Here is a 20188-nt window from a genome sequence, read left to right as displayed (position 1 = left end):
CATGTCGATCTTCTTGCACGAGTACAGCAGGGTCATCGTCCAGGGCATCACCGGGAGCGAGGCCACCAAGCACACGGCGAAGATGCTGGCCGCCGGCACGAACATCGTCGGGGGCGTCAACGCCCGCAAGGCCGGCACCACCGTGACGATCGGCGGCCGCGACCTCACGGTCTTCGGCACCGTCACGGAGGCGATGGCCGAGACCGGTGCGGACGTGAGCGTCCTGTTCGTCCCCCCGCGGTTCGCGGGCGATGCCGCCGTCGAGGCGATCGACGCCGGCATCGGGCTCGCCGTCGTGATCACCGAGGGCATCCCCGTGCACGACACCGCCCGGGTGTGGGCCCATGCCTGCGCCACCGGGAACAGAACCCGGATCATCGGTCCGAACTGCCCCGGGATCATCTCCCCCGGCAAGTCCAACGCCGGGATCATCCCGGCCGACATCGCCGGTGCCGGGCCGATCGGGCTGGTGTCCAAGTCCGGGACGCTGACCTACCAGATGATGTACGAACTTCGGGAGTTCGGCTTCTCCACCGCGATCGGCATCGGCGGCGACCCGGTGATCGGCACCACGCACATCGACGCGCTGGAGGCCTTCGAGGCCGACCCGGACACCAAGGCGATCGTGATGATCGGCGAGATCGGCGGCGACGCCGAGGAGCGGGCGGCCGAGTTCATCAAGGCCAACGTCACCAAGCCGGTGGTCGGGTACGTGGCCGGGTTCACCGCCCCGGAGGGCAAGACGATGGGCCACGCGGGCGCCATCGTCTCCGGCTCCGCGGGCACCGCCCAGGCCAAGAAGGACGCCCTGGAAGCCGCGGGTGTGAAGGTCGGCAAGACCCCGAGCGAGACGGCCGCGCTGATGCGCGAGCAGCTCGCCGCGCTGCAGATCGGGGCCGACGCGTGACCGCCGCGCCGCTGCGCTACGACGTGAACCTGTCCATCCTCTTCACCGAGCTCCCGCTGCTCCAGCGGCCCGCCGCCGCGGCTGCTGCCGGGTTCGACGCGGTGGAGCTGTGGTGGCCGTTCCCGGAGCCGGTGCCCGCCGACCGCGAGCTGGACGCGCTGCGAACCGCGATCAACGACGCCGGGGTCCGCCTGGTCGGGCTCAACTTCGACGCGGGCGACATGGCCGCGGGCGACCGGGGGCTGCTCTCCCGGCCGTCCGAGAGCGCGCGGTTCCGCGCCAACGTCGACGTGGCCGTCGGGTTCGCGGCCTCGCTGGGCTGCACCGTGCTCAACGCGCTCTACGGCAACCGCGACGCCGACGTGACGGTGCCGGAACAGCGGGAGCTCGCCACCGAGAACCTCGTGGTCGCCGCGGCGGCTGCGGACCGCGTCGGGGCGACGGTGGTGATCGAGGCGCTCAACAGCTACGAGAGCCCGCGCTACCCGATCACCTCGTCCCAGAAGGCGCTCGACCTCGTCGACTACCTGAAGGTCGTGCACGGCGTGCCGAACGTGGGCTTCCTCGCCGACCTCTACCACCTCGCGCGGATGGGCGAGCCGGTCGAACGCCTCGTCGAGCTGCGCGGCAACCGGTTCACCCACGTCCAGATCGCCGACCCACCGGGCCGCGGGCAGCCCGGTACCGGCGAGCTCGACTGGGACGCCGTGCTCGGGCGGCTCGCCGCGAGCGGCTACGCCGGCCACGTGGGGCTCGAGTACAAGCCGGTCGGCCCCAGCGCCGACAGCTTCGGCTGGCTCCCCGGGCACCTTCGATCCGCGACCGTCGAGGAGATTGCATGACGACCATCGGGTTCATCGGGTTGGGGATCATGGGCGGCCCGATGGCCGCCAACCTCCTCGCGGCAGGCCACACCGTGCTCGGCCACGACACGCAGCAGGCCGCGGCGGAGCGGCTCGTCACCGCGGGCGGCAAGTACGTCGACTCGGTGGCCGCCGCGACCGCCGCCGACGTCGTGATCACGATGCTGCCGGACTCGCCGCAGGTCGAGGAGGTCGTCCTCGGTCCGGGCGGGGTGCTCGAGCACGCCGAGCCGGGCCTGCTGCTGATCGACATGAGCACGATCCGGCCGGACACGTCGGTCGCGGTGGGCGCCGCGGCCGCGGCCCGCGGGGTGCGCGCACTCGACGCACCGGTGAGCGGCGGCGAGAAGGGCGCGATCGACGGCGTCCTCTCGATCATGGTGGGCGGCGACGTCCACGCGTTCGATGCGGCCCGGCCGGTGTTCGAGGTGCTCGGCAAGACGATCGTGCACGTCGGGCCGAGCGGCGCCGGCCAGACCGTGAAGGCCGCCAACCAGCTCGTGGTCGGTGGGATCTACGCGCTGGTCGCCGAGGCGATCGTGCTGCTGGAGGCGTCCGGGGTGGACCCGGGCCCCGGGCTCGACGTGCTGGCGGGCGGGCTCGCCGGCAGCCGGATCCTCGAGCTCAAGCGGAAGTCGATGGTCGCGCGGGATTTCGCTCCCGGATTCCGGATCGATCTGCACCACAAGGACATGGGCATCGCGCTCGCCGCGGCCCGCGAGGCCGGCGTCGCGCTGCCGATGACCGGCCTCACCGCCCAGCTCATCGCCGCCGCCCGCGCACAGGGCCACGGCTCGCTCGACCACTCGGCGCTGCTGAAGGTGCTGGAGACCGTCTCGGGAAAGGCTGCCTCATGACGACCCCCATCCCCTGCATGGAAGCCGTCGCCGCGGTGCTCGAGTCGGAAGGGGTCGACACGGTGTTCGGGATCCCGGGCGCCGCGATCCTGCCGCTGTACGCCGCGCTGCGGAAGAGCGGGATCAAGCACCTCACGGTGCGGCACGAGGAGGGCGGCACGCACGCCGCCGACGGGTGGGCACGAGCCACCGGCAAGGTCGGGGTGTCGATCGGGACCTCCGGCCCAGCCGGGACCAACATGATCACCGGGCTGTACACGGCGCTCGCCGACTCCATCCCGATGATCTGCATCACCGGCCAGGCGCCCAGGGCGAAGCTGCACCAGGAGGCGTTCCAGGCGGTCGACATCGTCGAGATCGCCAAGCCGGTCACGAAATGGGCGGTGCAGCTGAAGGAGCCCGCCCAGGCGCCGTGGGTCTTCCGGGAGGCCTTCCGGATCGCCCGCTCCGGCCGGCCGGGGCCGGTCCTGATCGACCTGCCGATCGACGTGCAGAAGGGCACCTGCCTCTACGACCCCGCGCTCGACGCGCCGTTGCCGGTGGACGTCCCGCTGCCGCGCCCGCAGCCGATCGCCGCGGCCGTCCGGATGCTGCTCGACGCGGAGCGCCCGATCATCCTCGCAGGCGGCGGTGTGATCGGCGCCGAGGCGTGCGACGAGCTGCGCAGGCTCGCCGAGTACCTGCAGGTGCCGGTGCAGGTCACGCTCATGGGCAAGGGCGCGTTCCCGGAGGACCACCCCCTCTTCGCCGGCATGGCCGGCCTGCAGACGCAGACCCGGTGGGGCAACGCCGCGTTCCTGGAGAGCGACCTGGTGCTCGCCGTCGGCGCCCGGTTCGGCGACCGGCACACCGGCGATCTGGAGACCTACCGGCGTGGACGGAAGTTCGTCCACGTCGACATCGAGCCGACCCAGATCGGCAAGGTCTTCGAACCGGACCTCGGGATCGTCGGCCACGCCAAGCCCACCCTGGCCGCGCTGGACGAGCACGCCCGCGGCGCCTCGCCCCAGCACGCGCCCGGGCGCTGGGTGGAGCGGGTGGCGGAGCTGCGCGGCACGCTGCTGCGCCGCGACGACTTCGACGACGTGCCGATCAAGCCGCCGCGCGTCTACCGGGAGCTGAACCGCGCCTTCGGGCCCGACACCACGTTCGTCACGGCGATCGGGCTCTACCAGATCTGGTCGGGGCAGTTCCAGCAGACGTTCCGCCCGCGGCACTACCTGGTGTGCGGCCAGGCCGGCCCGCTCGGCTGGGAGGTGCCCGCCGCGATCGGCGTCAAGTGCGCCTACCCGGACAAGCAGGTCGTCGCGGTCGTCGGCGACTACTCCTTCCAGTTCCTCATGGAGGAGATCGCGGTCGCGGCGCAGTACCGGATCCCGTTCGTCATCGTCATGGTGAACAACGAGTACCTGGGGCTGATCCGGCAGGCCGAGCTCGGCTACGACATGAACTACGCCGTCGACCTGCACTACGGCGAGGGCGGCATCGACCACGTCACGCTCATGAACGCCTTCGGCTGCCCGGCGCGGCGGGTGGAGCGGCCCGAGGAGATCGCCGACGCCCTCGCGTGGGCGTCCCTCGAGTCCGAGGCCCAGCAGCTCCCCGTGCTCGTCGAGATCATGGTGGAGCGGGAGGCGAACGCCGCGATGGGGCAGTCGCTCGACGCCATCACCGAGTTCGAGCCGGTGCCCGACCTGGTGCCGGTCGCCGACTGACCGCCGGGCGGACCCCGAGGGATCTCGGGGTCCGCTCGGATCCACAAGTAGGCTGCCTACTCATAGCGTCCGCGACATGAGCCTCATCGCACTCCGCCGCGGATCCCTCGTGCTCGGCCCACTGCTGCTCGCGGCCTCCACCTTCTTCTGGGTGGACGGCCGCTACGGCGTCGTCGGGGGCGTCCTGGTGGCACTGTCCTCCGCGACATGGGTCTACGGCCTGGTCGGCGCCTGGGAGCGACTCCACCCGCGCCTGCCCGCCGCGACCGCCGCAGGCCTGGTGCTCACCCTGCTGGGCACCTTCGGCGGCATCGCCTTCGGCCTGCAGGGGTTCTTCGAAGGCGCCTTCGGCGTCTCCTCCGCCGAGTCGCTCGCGGCGGTCGACCAGCATCCGGTGGCCGCCTGGCTGGCACTGTGGGGAGCCGGCCCGCTCTTCCCCCTCTCGCTGGTCCTGCTCGGCGCCGCACTGCTGTGGACCCGGCTCGTGCCGCGTCCCGTCGCCGTGGCCCTGATGATCGCGGGCATCGCGTTCCCGCTCAGCCGGATCGGCCGGATCGACCTCGTCGCGCACGCGGTCGATGTCGTACTGCTCGGAGCCTCGGCCTCGCTGGCCGCTCACCTCGCGGCGGGCACTAGTGCCCCGCCCCGGAAGGTTGGCGCGTAAATCGGTGGATCCAGGCGTTCGCTGGCAAGGCGCCGCACGAGCCTCGTACCGGGCGTACTCGGCTCGTGCGGCAACGCGGCCAGCGGGCGTCTGGGCCGCCGAGTTACGTGGTGAACCTTTCGGGGCGGGGCACTAGCTCCGTCCGCGTACCGGACGCCTGCTGAGCACGATCACGACCAGGCCGGCCACGCCGACCACGACGCCGAGCCACACCGGCACCGGCGTCCAGCGCTCGGCCACGGCCAGCAGCCCCCAGTTGGCGTCCCACACCCCCTTCGCCAGCGCCGATCCGAAGCCCTGCACCGCCAGGACGAGCCCGATCCACACGGCCTCGCCGAACCGCCACTTCCCCACCTGCACCACACCTTCGACTCGATCAGCAACTCAAGTCGAACGTACTGGAATAATCCGCGTGAGAGCAATACGGCTATATTGGAGAAGTGGGGAGCGCCACGGAGCGCAAGCGGACCCGGGGGGTCGACGCCCGGCACGACGAGCGCCGCACCGAGATCGTCGACGCGCTGTTGCGGATCATCGGCGAGCACGGGCTCGACGCGGTGAGCGTGCGCGACATCGCCGCGGAGGCCGGCGTGTCCGTGGGCCGGGTGCAGCACTACTTCCCCAGCAAGGACCTCGTGCTCCAGGCCGCCTTCGAACGCGTCAACGAGCTGGGCGGCGAGCGCGTGCGGCAGCGCATCGCCGAGACCGGGGACTCCTCGCCGCGGGCGGTCCTGCACGCCATCGCCACCGCGCTGCTGCCCGTGGACGACGAGCACCGGCAGGCGATCCAGATCGGGGTGACCTTCACCGCGCGCGCCCTCGTCCAGCCCGACTTCGCCGAGCGGCTGCGCACCGGCTACGGCGAGCTGCACCAGCTGGTCGCCCTGCTCCTCGGGCGCGCGCGGAAGGCAGGCGACACGGCGGCCGACCTCGACCCCGACCACGAGGCCGCGGTGCTACTGGGCCTGCTCGAGGGCCTCAGCGGGCAGACCCTCGTCGGGCACCACACCGTCGAGGCCGCGCTGGCGGTCGTCGACGGGCACCTGGACGGCCTCTTCAGACCTGAGGGGAGCTACTCCCTCAGGACGCCGCCGCCACCTGCTGGTTGAGCAGGTCGGCCACGGCCGTGATGGCCCGCAACGTCGGGACCTCGGCGCCCGTGAGGTCGGCGAGCTCCACCACCGCAGTGAGCAGCACGTCGAGCTCCATCGGGCGGCCCCGCTCCAGATCCTGCAGCGTGGAGGTCTTGTGCTCCCCGGTGCGCTCGGCGCCCGCGAGCCGCTTCTCCACGGAGATCTCCGGGTAGCAGCCCACCCGGTGGGCCACCTCCAGGGTCTCCTCCATCATCTGCGCGACGAGCTTGCGCGTGCCCGCGTGGCGGCAGATGCCGGCCATGGTCGCGCGCGTGAGCGCACTGAGCGGGTTGAACGCGATGTTGCCCATCAGCTTGATCCAGATGTCGCAGCGCAGGTCCGGCTCGACGGGGCACTTCAGCCCGCCGGCCACCATCGCGTCGGCGAACTCCGTGCACCGTGCGGAGACGGTCATGTCCGGTTCACCGATGGAGAAGCGGGTGCCCTCCAGGTGCCGGACGACGCCGGGTGACTCGATCTCGGTCGCCGCGTAGACGACGCAGCCGATCGCACGGTCGAGCGGCAGGGCTCGGGTGACGGCACCGCCGGGGTCAACGCTCTCGATCCGGTGCCCCTGGAACGGCCCCGGCAGCTCGTGGAAGTACCACCACGGGATGCCGTTCTGCGCGGCGATGATCGTCGTCCGCTCGTGCAGCAGCGGCGCGACCATCGGGCCTGCGGCTGCGTAGGCGTTGGCCTTGAACCCCAGGAAGACGTGGTCCACGGGTCCGATCTCGGCCGGATCGTCCGTGGCGTGCGGGTGGGCGGTGAAGTCCCCCCGCGGGCTCCGCACCTCCACTCCCCGCTCGCGCAGCGCCGCGAGGTGCGGCCCGCGGGCGACGAGGTGCACGTCCGCACCCGCCCGACTGAGGCTCGCCCCCACGTACGCACCGATCGCACCCGCTCCCAGCACAGCAACCTTCACGTCGGGCTCCCGTCCTCGGTGACTGTGCATGCAGTATGCAGTATGGAGTCGACGAGGAGTCAAGCTTCCTCTGGACAACGGCGCGGCCGAGGAGTACCAAGACAGCCATACCGTATGCAGTAGACAGGCCGTCGAGCTCCATGGGCGGCGACGACGAGGAGATGCTTCCCATGACGCAGACGATCCCCGGAAGCGCCGCCCGCAACGGGGTCGGAGATCCACCCGCCGCCGAGACGATTTCCGGTGGCCACCTGGTCGCGAAGGCACTCAAGGCAGAAGGCGTGGACACGATCTACACGCTCTGCGGCGGACACATCATCGACATCTACGACGGCTGCGTGGACGAGGGCATCGCGGTCATCGACGTGCGGCACGAGCAGGTCGCGGCACACGCGGCCGACGGCTACTCGCGCATCACCGGCACGACCGGATGCGCCGTCGTCACGGCCGGTCCCGGCACCAGCGACGCGATCACCGGCGTGGCCAACGCCTTCCGCGCGGAGAGCCCGATGCTGCTCATCGGCGGCCAGGGCGCGCTCAACCAGCACAAGATGGGGTCCCTCCAGGACCTCCCGCACGTCGACATGATGAACCCGATCACGAAGTTCGCCGCCACCGTGCCGCACACCGCGCGCGTGGCCGACATGGTCTCGATGGCGTTCCGGGAGTGCTGGAACGGCGCGCCCGGGCCGGCGTTCCTCGAGATCCCCCGCGACGTCCTCGACGCCTCCGTTCCCCTCGAGCAGGCGAGGATCCCGCGGGCCGGCTCGTACCGCGCGTCCACCCGCTCGGCTGGCGACCCGGCCGCGATCGAGCAGCTCGCCGACCTCATCGCGCAGTCCGAGAAGCCGTGCGTGCTGCTGGGCAACCAGGTCTGGACGTGCCGGGCCACCGACGCCGCGATCGAGTTCGTGCGCACGCTCAACATCCCGGCGTTCATGAACGGCGCCGGCCGCGGCACGCTCCCGCCCAAGGACCCGATGCACTTCCAGCTGGCCCGCCGCCACGCCTTCAACGAGGCCGACCTGATCATCATCGTCGGTACCCCGTTCGACTTCCGGATGGGCTACGGGCGCAGGCTCTCCCCCGCCGCCAAGGTCGTGCAGATCGACCTCAGCTACGCCACGGTCGGCAAGAACCGCGACATCGACCTCGGCATCGTCGGCGACGCGGGCGCAGTGCTCTCCGCCGTCACCGCGGCGTCGTCCGGTCGGGTCGCGAGCGCCCCGGACCGCAAGGGCTGGATCGAGGAGCTGCGGGCGTTCGAGGACGCCGCCTACGAGAAGCGGCTCCCCCGCCAGCACTCCGACGCCTCGCCCATCGACCCCTACCGACTCGTCCACGAGATCAACGAGTTCCTCACCGAGGACTCGATCTACATCGGCGACGGCGGCGACATCGTCACGTTCTCCGGCCAGGTCGTGCAGCCCAAGTCGCCCGGTCACTGGATGGACCCCGGCCCGCTCGGCACGCTCGGCGTCGGCATCCCGTTCGTGATGGCCGCCAAGCACGCCCGGCCGGACAAGGAGATCGTCGCGCTGTTCGGCGACGGAGCCTTCAGCCTCACCGGCTGGGACTTCGAGACGCTGGTGCGCTTCAACCTGCCGTTCGTCGGGATCGTCGGCAACAACTCGTCGATGAACCAGATCCGCTACGGGCAGATCCAGAAGTACGGCGAGGACCGGGGCCGGGTCGGCAACACGCTCGGCCACGTGAAGTACGACGAGTTCGCGAGGATGCTCGGCGGATACGGCGAGGAAGTGCGCGACCCCGCCGATATCGCACCCGCGCTGCAGCGCGCCCGTGAATCGGGTCTGCCCTCACTCATCAATGTGTGGGTCGATCCCGACGTGTATGCGCCGGGCACCATGAACCAGACGATGTACAAGTGATCGGGGGCGGTAGATGAGCGCGCTCGAAGGTGTTCGCGTACTGGACATGACCCACGTCCAGTCGGGCCCGTCGGCCACGCAGATCCTGGCCTGGCTGGGCGCTGACGTGGTGAAACTCGAGGCTCCGACCGGTGACATCACCCGCCAGCAGCTGCGCGACGTGCCCGGCGTCGACAGCCTCTACTTCACGATGCTGAACTGCAACAAGCGCAGCATCACGCTGAACCTGAAGAGCGAGGAAGGAAAGCAGCTCTTCATCGAGATGGTGCAGCAGGCCGACGTCCTCGTGGAGAACTTCGGTCCGGGCGCGGTCGATCGGATGGGATTCACCTGGGACCGGCTGCAGGAGCTGAACCCGCGCCTGGTCTACGCCTCCATCAAGGGATTCGGCGAAGGCCCGTACACGCACTACAAGGCGTACGAAGTCGTCGCACAGGCGATGGGCGGCTCGATGAGCACCACCGGTTTCGAGGACGGTCCGCCGCTCGCCACCGGTTCGCAGATCGGCGACTCCGGCACCGGCATGCACGCCGTCGCCGGCATCCTCGCCGCGCTCGTGCAGCGGGGGCGCACCGGTCGCGGCCAGCGCGTCACGGTGGCGATGCAGCACGCGGTGCTCAACCTGTGCCGGGTGAAGCTGCGCGACCAGCAGCGGCTCGCCCACGGCCCGCTCGCCGAGTACCCGAACGAGGAGTTCGGCGACGAGGTCCCGCGCTCGGGCAACGCGTCCGGCGGCGGGCAGCCCGGCTGGGCGGTGAGGTGCGCGCCCGGTGGACCCAACGACTACATCTACGTCATCGTGCAGCCGCCCGGCTGGGCGCCGATCGCGAAGCTGATCGGCAGGCCCGAGCTGGCCGACGACCCCGAGTGGGCCACGCCGCAGGCCCGGCTGCCGAAGCTCGACAAGATGTTCCAGCTGATCGAGGAGTGGTCCTCGGGGCTCAGCAAGTGGGATGCGCTCGCCGAGCTGAACTCCCACAACATCCCCTGCGGCCCGATCCTCTCCACCAAGGAGCTGATCGAGGACGCGTCGCTCGCCGACAACAACATGATCGTCACCGTCGACCACCCCGAGCGCGGTGCGTTCAAGACCGTCGGTTGCCCGATCAAGCTGTCCGACTCGCCGGTGAAGATCGAGACCTCACCGCTGCTGGGCCAGCACAACGAGGACGTGTACGTGCGCGAGCTGGGCCTCGACCCGGAGCGCTTCGCCGAGCTCAAGACGAACGGAGTGATCTGAGCCATGGGAGCCGGGTACGACAAGGACGCCGTACGCGACGTCCTGGACAAGGCGCTCGCCGAGGGCCGGGACTCGCTGACCGCTCCGGAGGGCCGCCGCGTATGCGAGGCGTACGGCATCCCGACCCCGGGTGAGGGCCTGGCGAGCACGGCCGACGACGCCGTCCGCCTCGCCGCCGAGCTGGGCGGCAAGGTCGTCCTGAAGATCGTCTCGCCGGACATCCTGCACAAGACCGAGGCGGGCGGGGTCAAGGTCGGCGTCTCCGGCGACGGGGACGTCCGCGCCGCGTTCGACGAGATCGTCGCCAACGCCAAGGCCTACAACGCCGACGCCGCCATCGACGGCGTGCAGGTGCAGCAGATGCTCTCCGGTGGCCAGGAAGTGATCATCGGGGCCACCACGGACCCGACGTTCGGCAAGGTCGTGATCTTCGGTCTCGGCGGGGTCCTGGTCGAGGTCCTCAAGGACGTCACCTTCCGACTCGCCCCGGTCGACTCGCCGACCGCCCACTCGATGCTGGACGGCATCCAGGCCGCCGAGGTCCTCAAGGGCGCTCGCGGGGCGGAGCCGGCCGACGCCGACGCGCTCGCCGAGATCATCACGCGGCTGTCCGACCTGGTCACCGACTTCCCGCGGATCCGCGAGTTCGACCTCAACCCGGTGTTCGCCCGTCCCGACGGCGCGTCCGCCGCCGACGTCCGCATCCTGCTGGACGCCGAGGAGCCCGCCGAGCCGGTGCGCTACAGCCAGGAGGAGATCCTGGCGACGATGAACCGCATGATGCGGCCGAACGCGGTCGCCGTCATCGGGGCGTCCGCGGAGAACGGCAAGATCGGCAACTCGGTGATGAAGAACCTCATCAACGGGGGCTACGCGGGCGAGATCTACCCGATCAACCCGAAGGCCGACGAGATCCTCGGGAAGAAGGCCTACAAGAGCATCGGCGACGTGCCCGGCGAGGTCGACGTGGCCGTGTTCGCCGTGCCGGCGAAGTTCGTCCCGCAGGCGCTGCGCGAGGTCGGCGAGAAGAACGTGCCGGCCGCGGTGCTCATCCCCTCCGGGTTCGGCGAGACCGGCAACCACGAGCTGCAGGACGAGATCGTGAAGATCGGCCGCGAGCACGGGGTGCGCCTGCTCGGGCCGAACATCTACGGCTACTACTACACGCCGCAGAACCTGTGCGCGACGTTCTGCACGCCGTACGACGTCAAGGGTGGCGTCGCGCTGACGTCGCAGTCCGGTGGCATCGGGATGGCGATCCTCGGGTTCAGCCGAACCACGAAGACGGGCGTCTCGGCCATCGTCGGCCTTGGCAACAAGGCCGACCTCGACGAGGACGACCTGCTCACCTACTTCGAGCAGGACGACGACACCAAGGTCGTCGCGATGCACCTCGAGGACCTCAAGGACGGCCGGGCGTTCGTCGAGGCCGCGCAGCGCATCACGAAGAAGAAGCCGGTGATCGTGCTCAAGGCGGGCCGCACGGCGATGGGGGCGCGCGCCGCGGGCTCGCACACCGGTGCGCTCGCAGGCGACGACCAGGTCTACGACGACATCCTGCGCCAGTCCGGCGTGGTGCGGGCCTACTCGCTGAACGACATGCTCGAGTTCGCCCGGGGCGTTCCGGTGCTGCCCACGCCGAAGGGCGACAACGTCGTCATCATCACCGGCGCCGGCGGGTCCGGGGTGCTGCTGTCCGACGCGGTCGTCGACAACGGCATGGCGCTGATGGAGATCCCGCCGGACCTCGACGAGGCGTTCCGGAAGTTCATCCCGCCGTTCGGTGCCGCGGGCAACCCGATCGACATCACCGGTGGCGAGCCGCCGTCGACCTACGAGGCGACGATCCGGCTCGGTCTCGAGGACGACCGGATCCACGCCTTGATCCTCGGCTACTGGCACACGATCGTGACCCCACCGATGGTCTTCGCCGAGCTGACCGCTCGCGTGGTGGCCGAGGCGCGCGAGAAGGGGATCGAGAAGCCGGTGGTCGCGTCCCTCGCCGGTGACGTCGAGGTGGAGGAGGCGAGCACGTACCTCTACGACCACGGCATCGTCGCCTACCCGTACACCACCGAGAAGCCGGTGGCCGTGCTGGGAGCGAAGTACCGGTGGGCCCGCAGCGCGGGACTCATCTGACCCGTAGACCGGCAGGCACCACAGCCGGCACAGGAGCAGGTCGGTCCGGCCGGAAACCTGGGGATCTCGCCCACCCACCAGGGAACCGGCCGGACCGACCGGCGACCGCGTCGCCACATCCGGAGCGCAGACGGGAGGCAGGAGCAGGGCCGGGCAGTCAACCCATGAGATCCCAACGGAGAGGTCCCATACGTGACGACTTCCAAGCAACCCGACGCCGGTCTGCCGGCCACGGCGGCCACCGCAGGCAGCGAACGGGTGTGGCACGCGGGCAGCCTGGAACCGATGCCCATCCGCAAACTGCCGGAGCCACCCCCGTCCATCCACATCCTCGGCCCGACGGTCTTCCTCGTCGCGCTCGGCGTGGGGATGGGCGAGTCGTACATGTGGCCCCGGCTCGTTCTGCTCTTCGGGCCCGAGATCCGCTGGCTGTTCCTCATCGGCGTCACCCTGCAGGCGTTCGTGCTGCTGGAGATGGCGCGCTACGCGATGGCGACCGGGGAGAGCATCTTCACCGGCGCCGCGCGCATCTTCAAACCGATCATGTGGTTCTTCTTCACGATCGCGATCCTCATCTACATCTGGCCGGGCCACCTCTCGGCCGGCGCGTCCGCGTTCGAGTCCGCCACCGGGGTGCCGTGGCAGGTGGCCGCGATCATCGGGATGCTGGTGGTCGGCACGGTCTTCACGCTCGCGAAGGTCATCTACGACCTGCTGGAGAAGGTGCTCGGGCTCCTGATCGGCATCCTGGTGCTCGGCACGGCTGTGATCGCCTCCATGGTCGGCACCTGGGGTGACCTGGCCACCACGATCACCGGCATGTTCGCCTTCGGCTACCTTCCCGATGAGGCGCTGACCGAGGCGTGGTTCCCGGTGATCGTCGGCTCCGTGGCCTTCGCGGGGCCGTCCGGCATGCAGCAGATGTGGTACACGCTGCACCTGCGGGAGAGCGGCGCCGGCATGGGCGCGCACATCCCCAAGACCCGGGGGTTGGCGCACGCGGGCGACGAGGAGGTCATGCCCGCGCGCGGCTTCATGTTCGACACCGACGATCCGGCCGAGATGGCCAAGTGGCGTGGGTGGCGGCGCTGGGTCACCTTCGACGCCCTGCTGCTCTTCTGGGGTATCACGATGCTGGTCACCGTCTCGTTCACCGTTCTCGCGCAGGCAGCGGCCCGGCAGAGCCCGGACGTGGTCGGTTTGCTCCGGGAGGGGGAGCGGGAGGCCGCCTTGAACGCCATGTCCTCCTCGTTCGCCTCGGTCGGCGTACCGGCGCTGGGCGGGGTGTTCCTCGGGTTCATCGCGCTGATCGGCCTGAACGCCACCCTGGGGCTCTTCGACTCGTTCTCCCGGGGCCAGGCCGACATGACCTACAACTTCGTACCCGGCGCCAAGCGGTTCCGGCAGGCGCACCTCTACGCCGGGTTCCTCTGGGGCGTGATCATCTTCGGGATCTGCATCCTGCTCTGGGGACCGGCCGACGGTCCGGCAGCCATCCTGGACGTGCTCGCGTTCCTGTCCACGTTCGCCATGGGCGCGTACTGCATCGTGCTGCTCCTGGTGAACAACCGGCTGCTGCCCAAGCCGATCCGGCCGAAGCTGTGGACGAACCTGATCATCGGGTTCGGAGCGTTCTTCTACCTGGGGATGCTCCTCTACAGCCTCATCCGCTTCGGCGTGGTCGTGGGCTGACATGTCGGTGACACAGGCACGTCAGCTCGCCGAGGTCAGCGCCAGCGGCGCGGTCATCGGCGTGCTCGGGGGCGCCGTGGTCGGCGGGATGGCCGCGTTGGTCGGCCAGCCCGTCGGCTGGGCGCTCACCGGAGCGGTCACGCTCGCCGTGCCGCTCGCCCTGCTCGGCGCGGTCTACGGGGTGCTCGTGGGCCTCGGCCGCGCCAAGCCGGGCATGTTCGCCCCGGCGGCGCTCGTGTGGTTCGTGGGCTTCCCGCTCGCGCGCCTGCTGCACGAGACGGGGACTCCCGTCCTACTGGGCGGGAGCCCCACCCCACCGGACGACGTCCTCACATTCCTCGCCTACCAGGCGATGGTCAGCCTGGGCTTCGCGATCGGCTTCACCTGGCTGTACGAGCGGATCACACCGGCCTGGATGCTCCACCTCAAAGAGCACAATCCCTATGCCGAGCGGGTATACGCCCGTTACGTTGCCCACGCGAGTGCGGTGTGGGCCGCGAGGGAACAGAAGCGCGCCCGGCGCGCGGCCTCCACCGGGGCCGCCGCCCGGGGGCGAACCCGTCCATCCTCGTGACGGACGGCGCGGCGGAGCAGCTGCTCTGCCGCGCCGTCCTCGTCCCACCGCCGGCGGACGGCGTGACCCGACAGGAGAGAGATGATCATTTCGACCGGGGTGTGGATCGTGACGATAGCGGCGTTCCTCGCCGTGCTCGCGTTCGACTTCTACCTGGTGGCGCGCAACCCCCGGGACCCTTCGATGCGCGAGTCCACGATCTGGGTGGTCGTGTACGTCGCGCTCGCCATCGCGTTCGGGTTCGGCCTGCTGGCGTTCGCCGGGCCGCAGTTCAGCGGTGAGTTCTTCGCGGGCTGGATCACCGAGTACTCGCTGTCCGTCGACAACCTGTTCATCTTCGTGCTGATCATGAGCCGGTTCGCCGTGCCGCGGGACTTGCGGCAGAAGGTGCTGTTGATCGGCATCGTGCTCGCGCTCGTGCTGCGCGGCATCTTCATCGCGCTCGGCGCTGAGGCCATCTCGCGCTTCGACTGGATGTTCTACCTGTTCGGCGCGTTCCTCATCTACACGGCCTACAAGCTGATCCGGCACGGGGACGAGGACGAGGAGTTCCAGGAGAACCGGGCCCTGCGCTTCGTCCGGCGGGTCGTCCCCTCCACCGACCAGTACGTGGGCGCCCGGTTGACGACCATGGTCAACGGCCGCCGGCTGTTCACCCCGATGCTCATCGTGATGGTCGCGATCGGCACCACCGACCTGCTGTTCGCCCTCGACTCCATCCCGGCGATCTTCGGCCTGACGCAGGAGCCGTACCTGGTGTTCACGGCCAACGCGTTCGCGCTGATGGGGCTCCGGCAGCTGTTCTTCCTGATCGGCGGGCTGCTGGACCGGCTCGTCTACCTCAGCAAGGGCCTGGCGTTCATCCTCGCGTTCATCGGGGTGAAGCTGATCCTGGAGGCGATGCACCACCACGGCGTGGCGTGGGCACCCGAGGTGCCGATCCTCGTCTCGCTCGCCGTCATCGTCGGCACGCTCGCCGTCACCACGGTGGCCAGCCTCGTGAAGTCGCGCCGCGACGCCGCAACCGAGAAAACCCCGGGCGACGAGCTGACCGAGCCGAGCAGCCACCCGTCCAACTGACCGCTGCACACGCACGAGCGCCCGCTCCCTTCCAGCAGGGGGCGGGCGCTCGTGCGTGCGGGCTCGGGAGCTCAGTCCTCGGACTTGCTGCTGTCCTTGAGCCCGGCGGAGATCAGGTCCATCACCGACGAGTCCGCGAGGGTCGTGACGTCACCGACCTCGCGGTTCTCCGCCACGTCGCGCAGGAGCCTGCGCATGATCTTCCCGGAGCGCGTCTTCGGCAGCTCGTCCACGACCATGATCTGGCGCGGCTTCGCGATCGGGCCGATCTCCTTGGACACGTGGTCGCGCAGCGCCTTGATGGCGTCCGCGCCCTTCGCCTCGTCCTGGGCGACGTTGCCCCGCAGGATCACGAACGCGACGATGCCCTGGCCGGTCGTCGGGTCGGACGCGCCCACCACGGCCGCCTCGGCCACCGTCGGGTGGCTCACCAGCGCCGACTCCACCTCCGTCGTGGAGATGCGGTGGCCGGACACGTTCATCACGTCGTCCACGCGGCCGAGCAGCCAGATCGCGCCGTCGTCGTCGTACTTGGCGCCGTCGCCCGCGAAGTAGTAGCCCTGGTCGGCGAACCGGGACCAGTACGTGTCGCGGTAGCGCTCCTCGTCACCCCAGATGCCGCGCAGCATCGACGGCCACGGCTTGTCGAGCACCAGGTACCCGCCGCCGCCGGGGCCCACCGGCTTGGCCTCGTCGTTGACGATCTCGGCGCTGATCCCCGGGAGCGGCCGCATCGCCGAACCCGGCTTCGCGGCCGTGACGCCGGGCAGCGGCGAGATCATGATCGCGCCGGTCTCGGTCTGCCACCAGGTGTCGACGATCGGGCACCTGTCGCCACCGATGTTCTCCCGGTACCACATCCAGGCCTCGGGGTTGATCGGCTCGCCGACGCTGCCCAGCACCCGCAGCGACGACAGGTCGAACTTCGCCGGGATCTCGTGGCCCCACTTCATGAACGTGCGGATCAACGTGGGCGCCGTGTAGTAGATCGAGACCCCGTACTTCTGGATGATCTCCCAGTGCCGGCCCTCGTGCGGCGTGTTCGGGGTGCCCTCGTACATCACCGACGTCGCCCGGTTCGCGAGCGGCCCGTACACGATGTAGCTGTGCCCGGTGACCCAGCCGATGTCGGCGGTGCACCAGTAGACGCTCTCGCCGGGCTTGTGGTCGAAGACCACGTGGTGGGTGTAGGCGCACTGGGTGAGGTAGCCACCCGAGGTGTGCAGGATGCCCTTCGGCTTCCCCGTGGTGCCCGAGGTGTAGAGGATGTAGAGCGGGTGCTCGGCGTCGAACGCCTCCGGTGAGTGCTGGTCGGACTGCTTCTCGACGAGGTCGTGCCACCAGACGTCCCGGCCCTCGGTCCAGGGCACGTCGATGTCGGTGCGCTTGACGACCAGCACGTGCTCGATCGTCGGCGTCTGCGCCGTCGCCTCGTCGGTGTTGGCCTTCATCGGCGCCGGCTTGCCCCGGCGGAACTGCCCGTCCGAGGTGATGAGCAGCTTGGCCTCGGCGTCCTCGATCCGGGCCTTGAGCGCGCCGGGCGAGAACCCGCCGAACACCACGCTGTGCATGGCGCCGAGCCGCGCGCACGCCAGCATCGAGAACACGGCCTCGGGGATCATCGGCAGCTGGATGGCCACGCGGTCGCCCTTGCCCACGCCCAGCTCGATCAGCGCGTTCGCGGTCTTGCACACCTCACGCTGCAGGTCGGCGTAGGTGATGGTGCGGGTGTCGCCGGGCTCGCCCTCCCAGTGGAAGGCCACCTGCTCGCCGTGCCCGGCCTCGACGTGCCGGTCGACGCAGTTGTAGGCCACGTTGAGCTTGCCGCCGACGAACCACTTCGCGAACGGGGCGTCCCAGTCCAGCACCCGCTCCCACTTCTGGTCCCAGTGCAGCCGCTCCGCCTGCTCGGCCCAGAACGCCTCACGATCGCCGTCCGCGCGGTCGTACCAGTCCGCCGTGGCATTCGCCTGCCCGGCGAACTCGTCGCTCGGCGGGAAGCTGCGGCTCTCGGTGGACAGGTTGCTCAGCGTGGCGTGTTCCTCGGCCATGAGTGCCCTCCTGGTCCTGGGCGTCGGCGCCCGGCTCCACTTGCTTGGTGTTCGACGCTAGTGCGCCGGGGGGCCCAACGCACCGTCGGTCCGGACAGACCGGGCGATATCGACGGGCGGTCGACGAGGGGCCGATCGACGGCGGAGGAACGGCTCCTGCTCCGGACGAAGAGCGCAGACCGCTCGTCGCGCCGGATCCGGGTGCTGCCGTGCCGCAGTGCAGTGGAAACATGCCGGACGTGGCCGTCACCGCCGATCCGCTGGCCCCCCTGCTCGACCTGCCGGGGGTTCCCGAGGCCGTGGCCCGGGCGCGGGACGCGCTGGTCGCCGTGCACAACCACCCGGTCAACCGGCGGGGGTGGCCGGCGAGCGCCGCCGAGGCGAGCCTGCGTGCGGCGCGGGCGTCCGCCGCGCTGGACGGAGCGGCGCTCACGGCGAGCGACACCGTGGCCGACCCGGTGCTCGCGGGCGCCGTGCGGGCCGCTGAGGAGTGTGGGCGCCTGCTCGGTGCCTGGCGCAGCTCCCCCCTGCAGGCCCTCGCCCGGCTGCACGTCGTGGCCGCGGCCGACCTAGTGCCACCCGATCGGCACGAGGCGGACCTGGGCAGGCCGCGCGCAGGCGACGGCGTGGCCGCCCGGCTCGGCCTGCTCGCCGACCTCGTCACGGGCGGCACCCGGGTGCCGGCGCCGGTGCTCGTGGCGGTCGTTCACGGTGAGCTGCTCGCCCTCGCGCCGTTCCCGACGGCCAACGGTGTGGTGGCACGGGCAGCGGCCAGGCTCGCCGCGGTGGCCGCGGGCCTCGATCCGAAGGGGCTCGCCGTGCCGGAGGTCGGGCACCTGCGTCACGCCGCGCAGTACCGCGGCGCAGCCGCCGCGTTCGCAGGCGGCACCCCGGACGGCCTCCGGGACTGGGTGCTGCACTGCTGCGCGCAGTGGGAGTCCGGCGCGCGGGAAGGCACCTCGATCGCCGACGCGCGCAGCTGACCCCCGACATACGAGACGAGCGGCGCCCCCTGAGGAGCGCCGCCCGCCTGCACGGGAAGCTCGAGATCCAGGCGTGCACTACGTGTCGTGGTTGTGGCCTCGGCGTCCGGCGTCCCGGTACGCAGGCCCACGACGACATGCCTCCCGCGGCGTGCTGTGCGTGGAGCGCCCGAACTTCCCGCACGGAGCCCTTTCGGGGTGGACGGGTGCTTCTCTGCCGCACCGCCCCTGGCCGTCAGGGGTCCGTACGGCCCTTTGTAGTCGGTGACCGGGACCACAGCAAGAGCCCTCGAGAGGTGCACCGGTTCAGGCACGCAGGGTGGCGATCCGTGACCGTGGCGACACCCTCACGAACCCCAGCGGCCTCAGGAGCGCACCGGTCGCCGCCAGGCGTACCAACCCACCGCGGCCAGCGCGGCAACCGCTCCGACACCGGCCGCGGTGAGCGTGGCGCGCAGCGGAGGGCGCCGGAACCGCAACGCGACCGGATCGGCGAACGTCAGGACGGGCCAGCCGCGCAGCGCGGCCTCCCGGCGCAGCGCGCGGTCCGGGTTGACCACCGTCGGATGCCCCACCGCCTCGAGCAGCGGCAGGTCGGTGATCGAGTCGGAGTACGCGCGGCAGTCCTCGAGCCGGTACCCCTGCTCCTGCGCGAGCTGCCGCGCTGCCTGGGCCTTCTCCTCGCCGTAGCAGTAGTACTCGATCGCCCCGGTGTACCGCCCGTCCACCACGCCCATGCGCGTGGCGACGCAGCGGTCGGCTCCGACGAGAGCGGCGATCGGCTCGACGACCTCCTGACCCGACGCCGAGAGCACCACCACCTCGTCGCCGTTCGCCCGGTGCTCGGCGATCAGCTCGGTGGCCTCCGCGTAGACCAGCGGCTCGACGATGTCGTGCAGCGTCTCGGCCACGATGCTGCGGATCTGCGCCACCTCCCAGCCGGTGCACAGCGCGGTGATCCGCCTCCGCAGCAGGTCCATCGTGTTCGCGTCGGCACCGGAGAGCACCAGTAGCAACTGCGCGTAACCGCTCCGCAGGGCGGCCCGCCTGCTGATGAGCCCCTGCCGGCGGAACGGCCGGCTGAACGCGAGCGCGCTCGATCCCGCGATGATGGTCTTGTCGAGGTCGAAGAACGCCGCCGCGCCGGGGTGGGGCGGCGCCGGGGTGGGCAGCTGCGGGGGGAGCGCACCGGACACGGGGCGAGCTTGCCAGACAGGACGCGAGCCGATGGGGCGTCCTGCGCCGACACCACCCCAGATGCTTGCCCCCGGAAGCGCGCGGATGTGCTCGTCAGGGGCTACGATGGAGCTGTCCGGCTCTGTCCGGACGCGGTTCAGCTCGACCCCCCGGAGCTGAACCAACTGACGGCCCCCGCCAATCCCCCCTGGCGGGGGCCGTCCCATGTCCAGGGCTCCGACGGGCTGCCGATGATCACCGCGAGCAGATCGCGAACGCGGTGACGGCAACGGGGAC

Annotated in this window: 17 protein-coding genes; 13 read left to right on the top strand and 4 right to left on the bottom strand. The window is 70.6% G+C overall.

Translation table 11 applies throughout. The features are described 5' to 3' along the window. The first annotated feature begins 1 nt into the window (after position 1). The 5 genes from sucD to FB388_RS39015 all read left to right on the top strand — a co-directional run bounded on the left by sucD (position 2) and on the right by FB388_RS39015 (position 5006). On the top strand, positions 2 to 907 hold the full coding sequence (gene sucD, locus FB388_RS39035) for a succinate--CoA ligase subunit alpha (RefSeq protein ID WP_142107628.1): 906 nt from the start codon (positions 2 to 4) through the stop codon (positions 905 to 907). After that, a complete protein-coding gene (locus FB388_RS39030; RefSeq protein WP_142107627.1) occupies positions 904 to 1749 on the top strand; it encodes a hydroxypyruvate isomerase family protein in 846 nt (281 codons plus the stop codon). The genes sucD and FB388_RS39030 overlap by 4 nt, the downstream gene beginning before the upstream one ends. Beyond that, entirely contained in the window at positions 1746 to 2627 is an 882-nt protein-coding gene (locus FB388_RS39025; RefSeq protein ID WP_142107626.1) for a 2-hydroxy-3-oxopropionate reductase, read from the top strand. The genes FB388_RS39030 and FB388_RS39025 overlap by 4 nt, the downstream gene beginning before the upstream one ends. A 17-nt stretch (positions 2628 to 2644) precedes the next feature. Beyond that, positions 2645 to 4342 carry a glyoxylate carboligase gene (gene gcl / locus FB388_RS39020; RefSeq protein WP_142107827.1) on the top strand — a complete coding sequence of 566 codons (1698 nt, stop codon included), beginning with the start codon at positions 2645 to 2647 and terminating at the stop codon, positions 4340 to 4342. A 76-nt stretch (positions 4343 to 4418) separates the two neighbouring features. Further along, complete coding sequence (locus FB388_RS39015) at positions 4419 to 5006, top strand: hypothetical protein (RefSeq protein WP_142107625.1); 588 nt, start codon at positions 4419 to 4421, stop codon at positions 5004 to 5006. Positions 5007 to 5138: 132 nt separating this feature from the next. On the opposite strand, the gene FB388_RS39010 is transcribed toward FB388_RS39015, so the two are convergent. Continuing rightward, positions 5139 to 5360 (bottom strand): hypothetical protein, encoded by a 222-nt coding sequence (locus FB388_RS39010; protein WP_142107624.1) that lies wholly within the window; start codon positions 5358 to 5360, stop codon positions 5139 to 5141. 86 nt (positions 5361 to 5446) lie between these two features. Here FB388_RS39010 and FB388_RS39005 point away from each other — a divergent pair, with 86 nt between their 5' ends. Next, on the top strand, positions 5447 to 6115 hold the full coding sequence (locus FB388_RS39005; RefSeq protein ID WP_142107623.1) for a TetR/AcrR family transcriptional regulator: 669 nt from the start codon (positions 5447 to 5449) through the stop codon (positions 6113 to 6115). Here FB388_RS39005 and FB388_RS39000 read toward each other — a convergent pair. Next, positions 6087 to 7064 carry a 2-dehydropantoate 2-reductase gene (locus FB388_RS39000; RefSeq protein WP_142107622.1) on the bottom strand — a complete coding sequence of 326 codons (978 nt, stop codon included), beginning with the start codon at positions 7062 to 7064 and terminating at the stop codon, positions 6087 to 6089. The two genes, FB388_RS39005 and FB388_RS39000, sit on opposite strands and share 29 nt — an antisense overlap. A 170-nt stretch (positions 7065 to 7234) precedes the next feature. Between FB388_RS39000 and FB388_RS38995 the strand changes: the two genes are divergently transcribed. From FB388_RS38995 to FB388_RS38970, 6 genes are all read left to right on the top strand, one after another. Beyond that, on the top strand, positions 7235 to 8956 hold the full coding sequence (locus FB388_RS38995) for a thiamine pyrophosphate-binding protein (protein WP_142107621.1): 1722 nt from the start codon (positions 7235 to 7237) through the stop codon (positions 8954 to 8956). A gap of 13 nt (positions 8957 to 8969) precedes the next feature. Beyond that, the gene (gene frc / locus FB388_RS38990) at positions 8970 to 10196 is read left to right on the top strand and encodes a formyl-CoA transferase (RefSeq protein ID WP_142107620.1); all 1227 of its coding nucleotides are present in this window, start codon (positions 8970 to 8972) and stop codon (positions 10194 to 10196) included. A 3-nt stretch (positions 10197 to 10199) separates the two neighbouring features. After that, positions 10200 to 12335, top strand: coding sequence for an acetate--CoA ligase family protein (locus tag FB388_RS38985; RefSeq protein ID WP_142107619.1), 2136 nt, complete (start codon positions 10200 to 10202; stop codon positions 12333 to 12335). 192 nt (positions 12336 to 12527) lie between these two features. Then, positions 12528 to 14027 carry an Nramp family divalent metal transporter gene (locus FB388_RS38980; RefSeq protein ID WP_142107618.1) on the top strand — a complete coding sequence of 500 codons (1500 nt, stop codon included), beginning with the start codon at positions 12528 to 12530 and terminating at the stop codon, positions 14025 to 14027. Between the two features lie 7 nt (positions 14028 to 14034). Next, a complete protein-coding gene (locus FB388_RS38975) occupies positions 14035 to 14601 on the top strand; it encodes a hypothetical protein (protein WP_425468615.1) in 567 nt (188 codons plus the stop codon). A gap of 81 nt (positions 14602 to 14682) precedes the next feature. After that, complete coding sequence (locus FB388_RS38970; protein WP_142107616.1) at positions 14683 to 15681, top strand: TerC family protein; 999 nt, start codon at positions 14683 to 14685, stop codon at positions 15679 to 15681. A 71-nt stretch (positions 15682 to 15752) separates the two neighbouring features. Here the strand turns inward: FB388_RS38970 and acs are convergent, their stop codons facing one another. After that, positions 15753 to 17732, bottom strand: coding sequence for an acetate--CoA ligase (acs, locus tag FB388_RS38965; RefSeq protein ID WP_142107615.1), 1980 nt, complete (start codon positions 17730 to 17732; stop codon positions 15753 to 15755). A 230-nt stretch (positions 17733 to 17962) separates the two neighbouring features. Between acs and FB388_RS38960 the strand changes: the two genes are divergently transcribed. Further along, positions 17963 to 18715: an oxidoreductase gene (locus FB388_RS38960; RefSeq protein ID WP_142107614.1), complete on the top strand. Its 753-nt coding sequence runs from the start codon at positions 17963 to 17965 to the stop codon at positions 18713 to 18715. Positions 18716 to 19080: 365 nt separating this feature from the next. Here the strand turns inward: FB388_RS38960 and FB388_RS38955 are convergent, their stop codons facing one another. Next, positions 19081 to 19911, bottom strand: a complete 831-nt coding sequence (locus FB388_RS38955; RefSeq protein WP_246122833.1) for an HAD family hydrolase — start codon at positions 19909 to 19911, stop codon at positions 19081 to 19083. Positions 19912 to 20188 lie beyond the last annotated feature (277 nt).

Origin of the sequence: Pseudonocardia cypriaca, from assembly GCF_006717045.1 — a bacterium.
GTDB classification, from domain to species: Bacteria; Actinomycetota; Actinomycetes; order Mycobacteriales; family Pseudonocardiaceae; genus Pseudonocardia; species Pseudonocardia cypriaca.
Note: the sequence above shows the minus strand (reverse complement) of the source record. Positions and strands in the feature narration are given on the sequence as shown.

Bases quoted from the DNA above. Each gene is read 5' to 3' on its own strand.
- frc (WP_142107620.1), top strand. From the start codon at position 8,970: ATGAGCGCGCTCGAAGGTGTTCGCGTACTGGACATGACCCACGTCCAG.
- FB388_RS38960 (WP_142107614.1), top strand. From the start codon at position 17,963: ATGCCGGACGTGGCCGTCACCGCCGATCCGCTGGCCCCCCTGCTCGAC.
- gcl (WP_142107827.1), top strand. From the start codon at position 2,645: ATGGAAGCCGTCGCCGCGGTGCTCGAGTCGGAAGGGGTCGACACGGTG.
- FB388_RS38985 (WP_142107619.1), top strand. From the start codon at position 10,200: ATGGGAGCCGGGTACGACAAGGACGCCGTACGCGACGTCCTGGACAAG.
- acs (WP_142107615.1), bottom strand. From the start codon at position 17,732: ATGGCCGAGGAACACGCCACGCTGAGCAACCTGTCCACCGAGAGCCGC.
- FB388_RS39025 (WP_142107626.1), top strand. From the start codon at position 1,746: ATGACGACCATCGGGTTCATCGGGTTGGGGATCATGGGCGGCCCGATG.
- FB388_RS38970 (WP_142107616.1), top strand. From the start codon at position 14,683: ATGATCATTTCGACCGGGGTGTGGATCGTGACGATAGCGGCGTTCCTC.
- FB388_RS38995 (WP_142107621.1), top strand. From the start codon at position 7,235: ATGACGCAGACGATCCCCGGAAGCGCCGCCCGCAACGGGGTCGGAGAT.
- FB388_RS39015 (WP_142107625.1), top strand. From the start codon at position 4,419: ATGAGCCTCATCGCACTCCGCCGCGGATCCCTCGTGCTCGGCCCACTG.
- sucD (WP_142107628.1), top strand. From the start codon at position 2: ATGTCGATCTTCTTGCACGAGTACAGCAGGGTCATCGTCCAGGGCATC.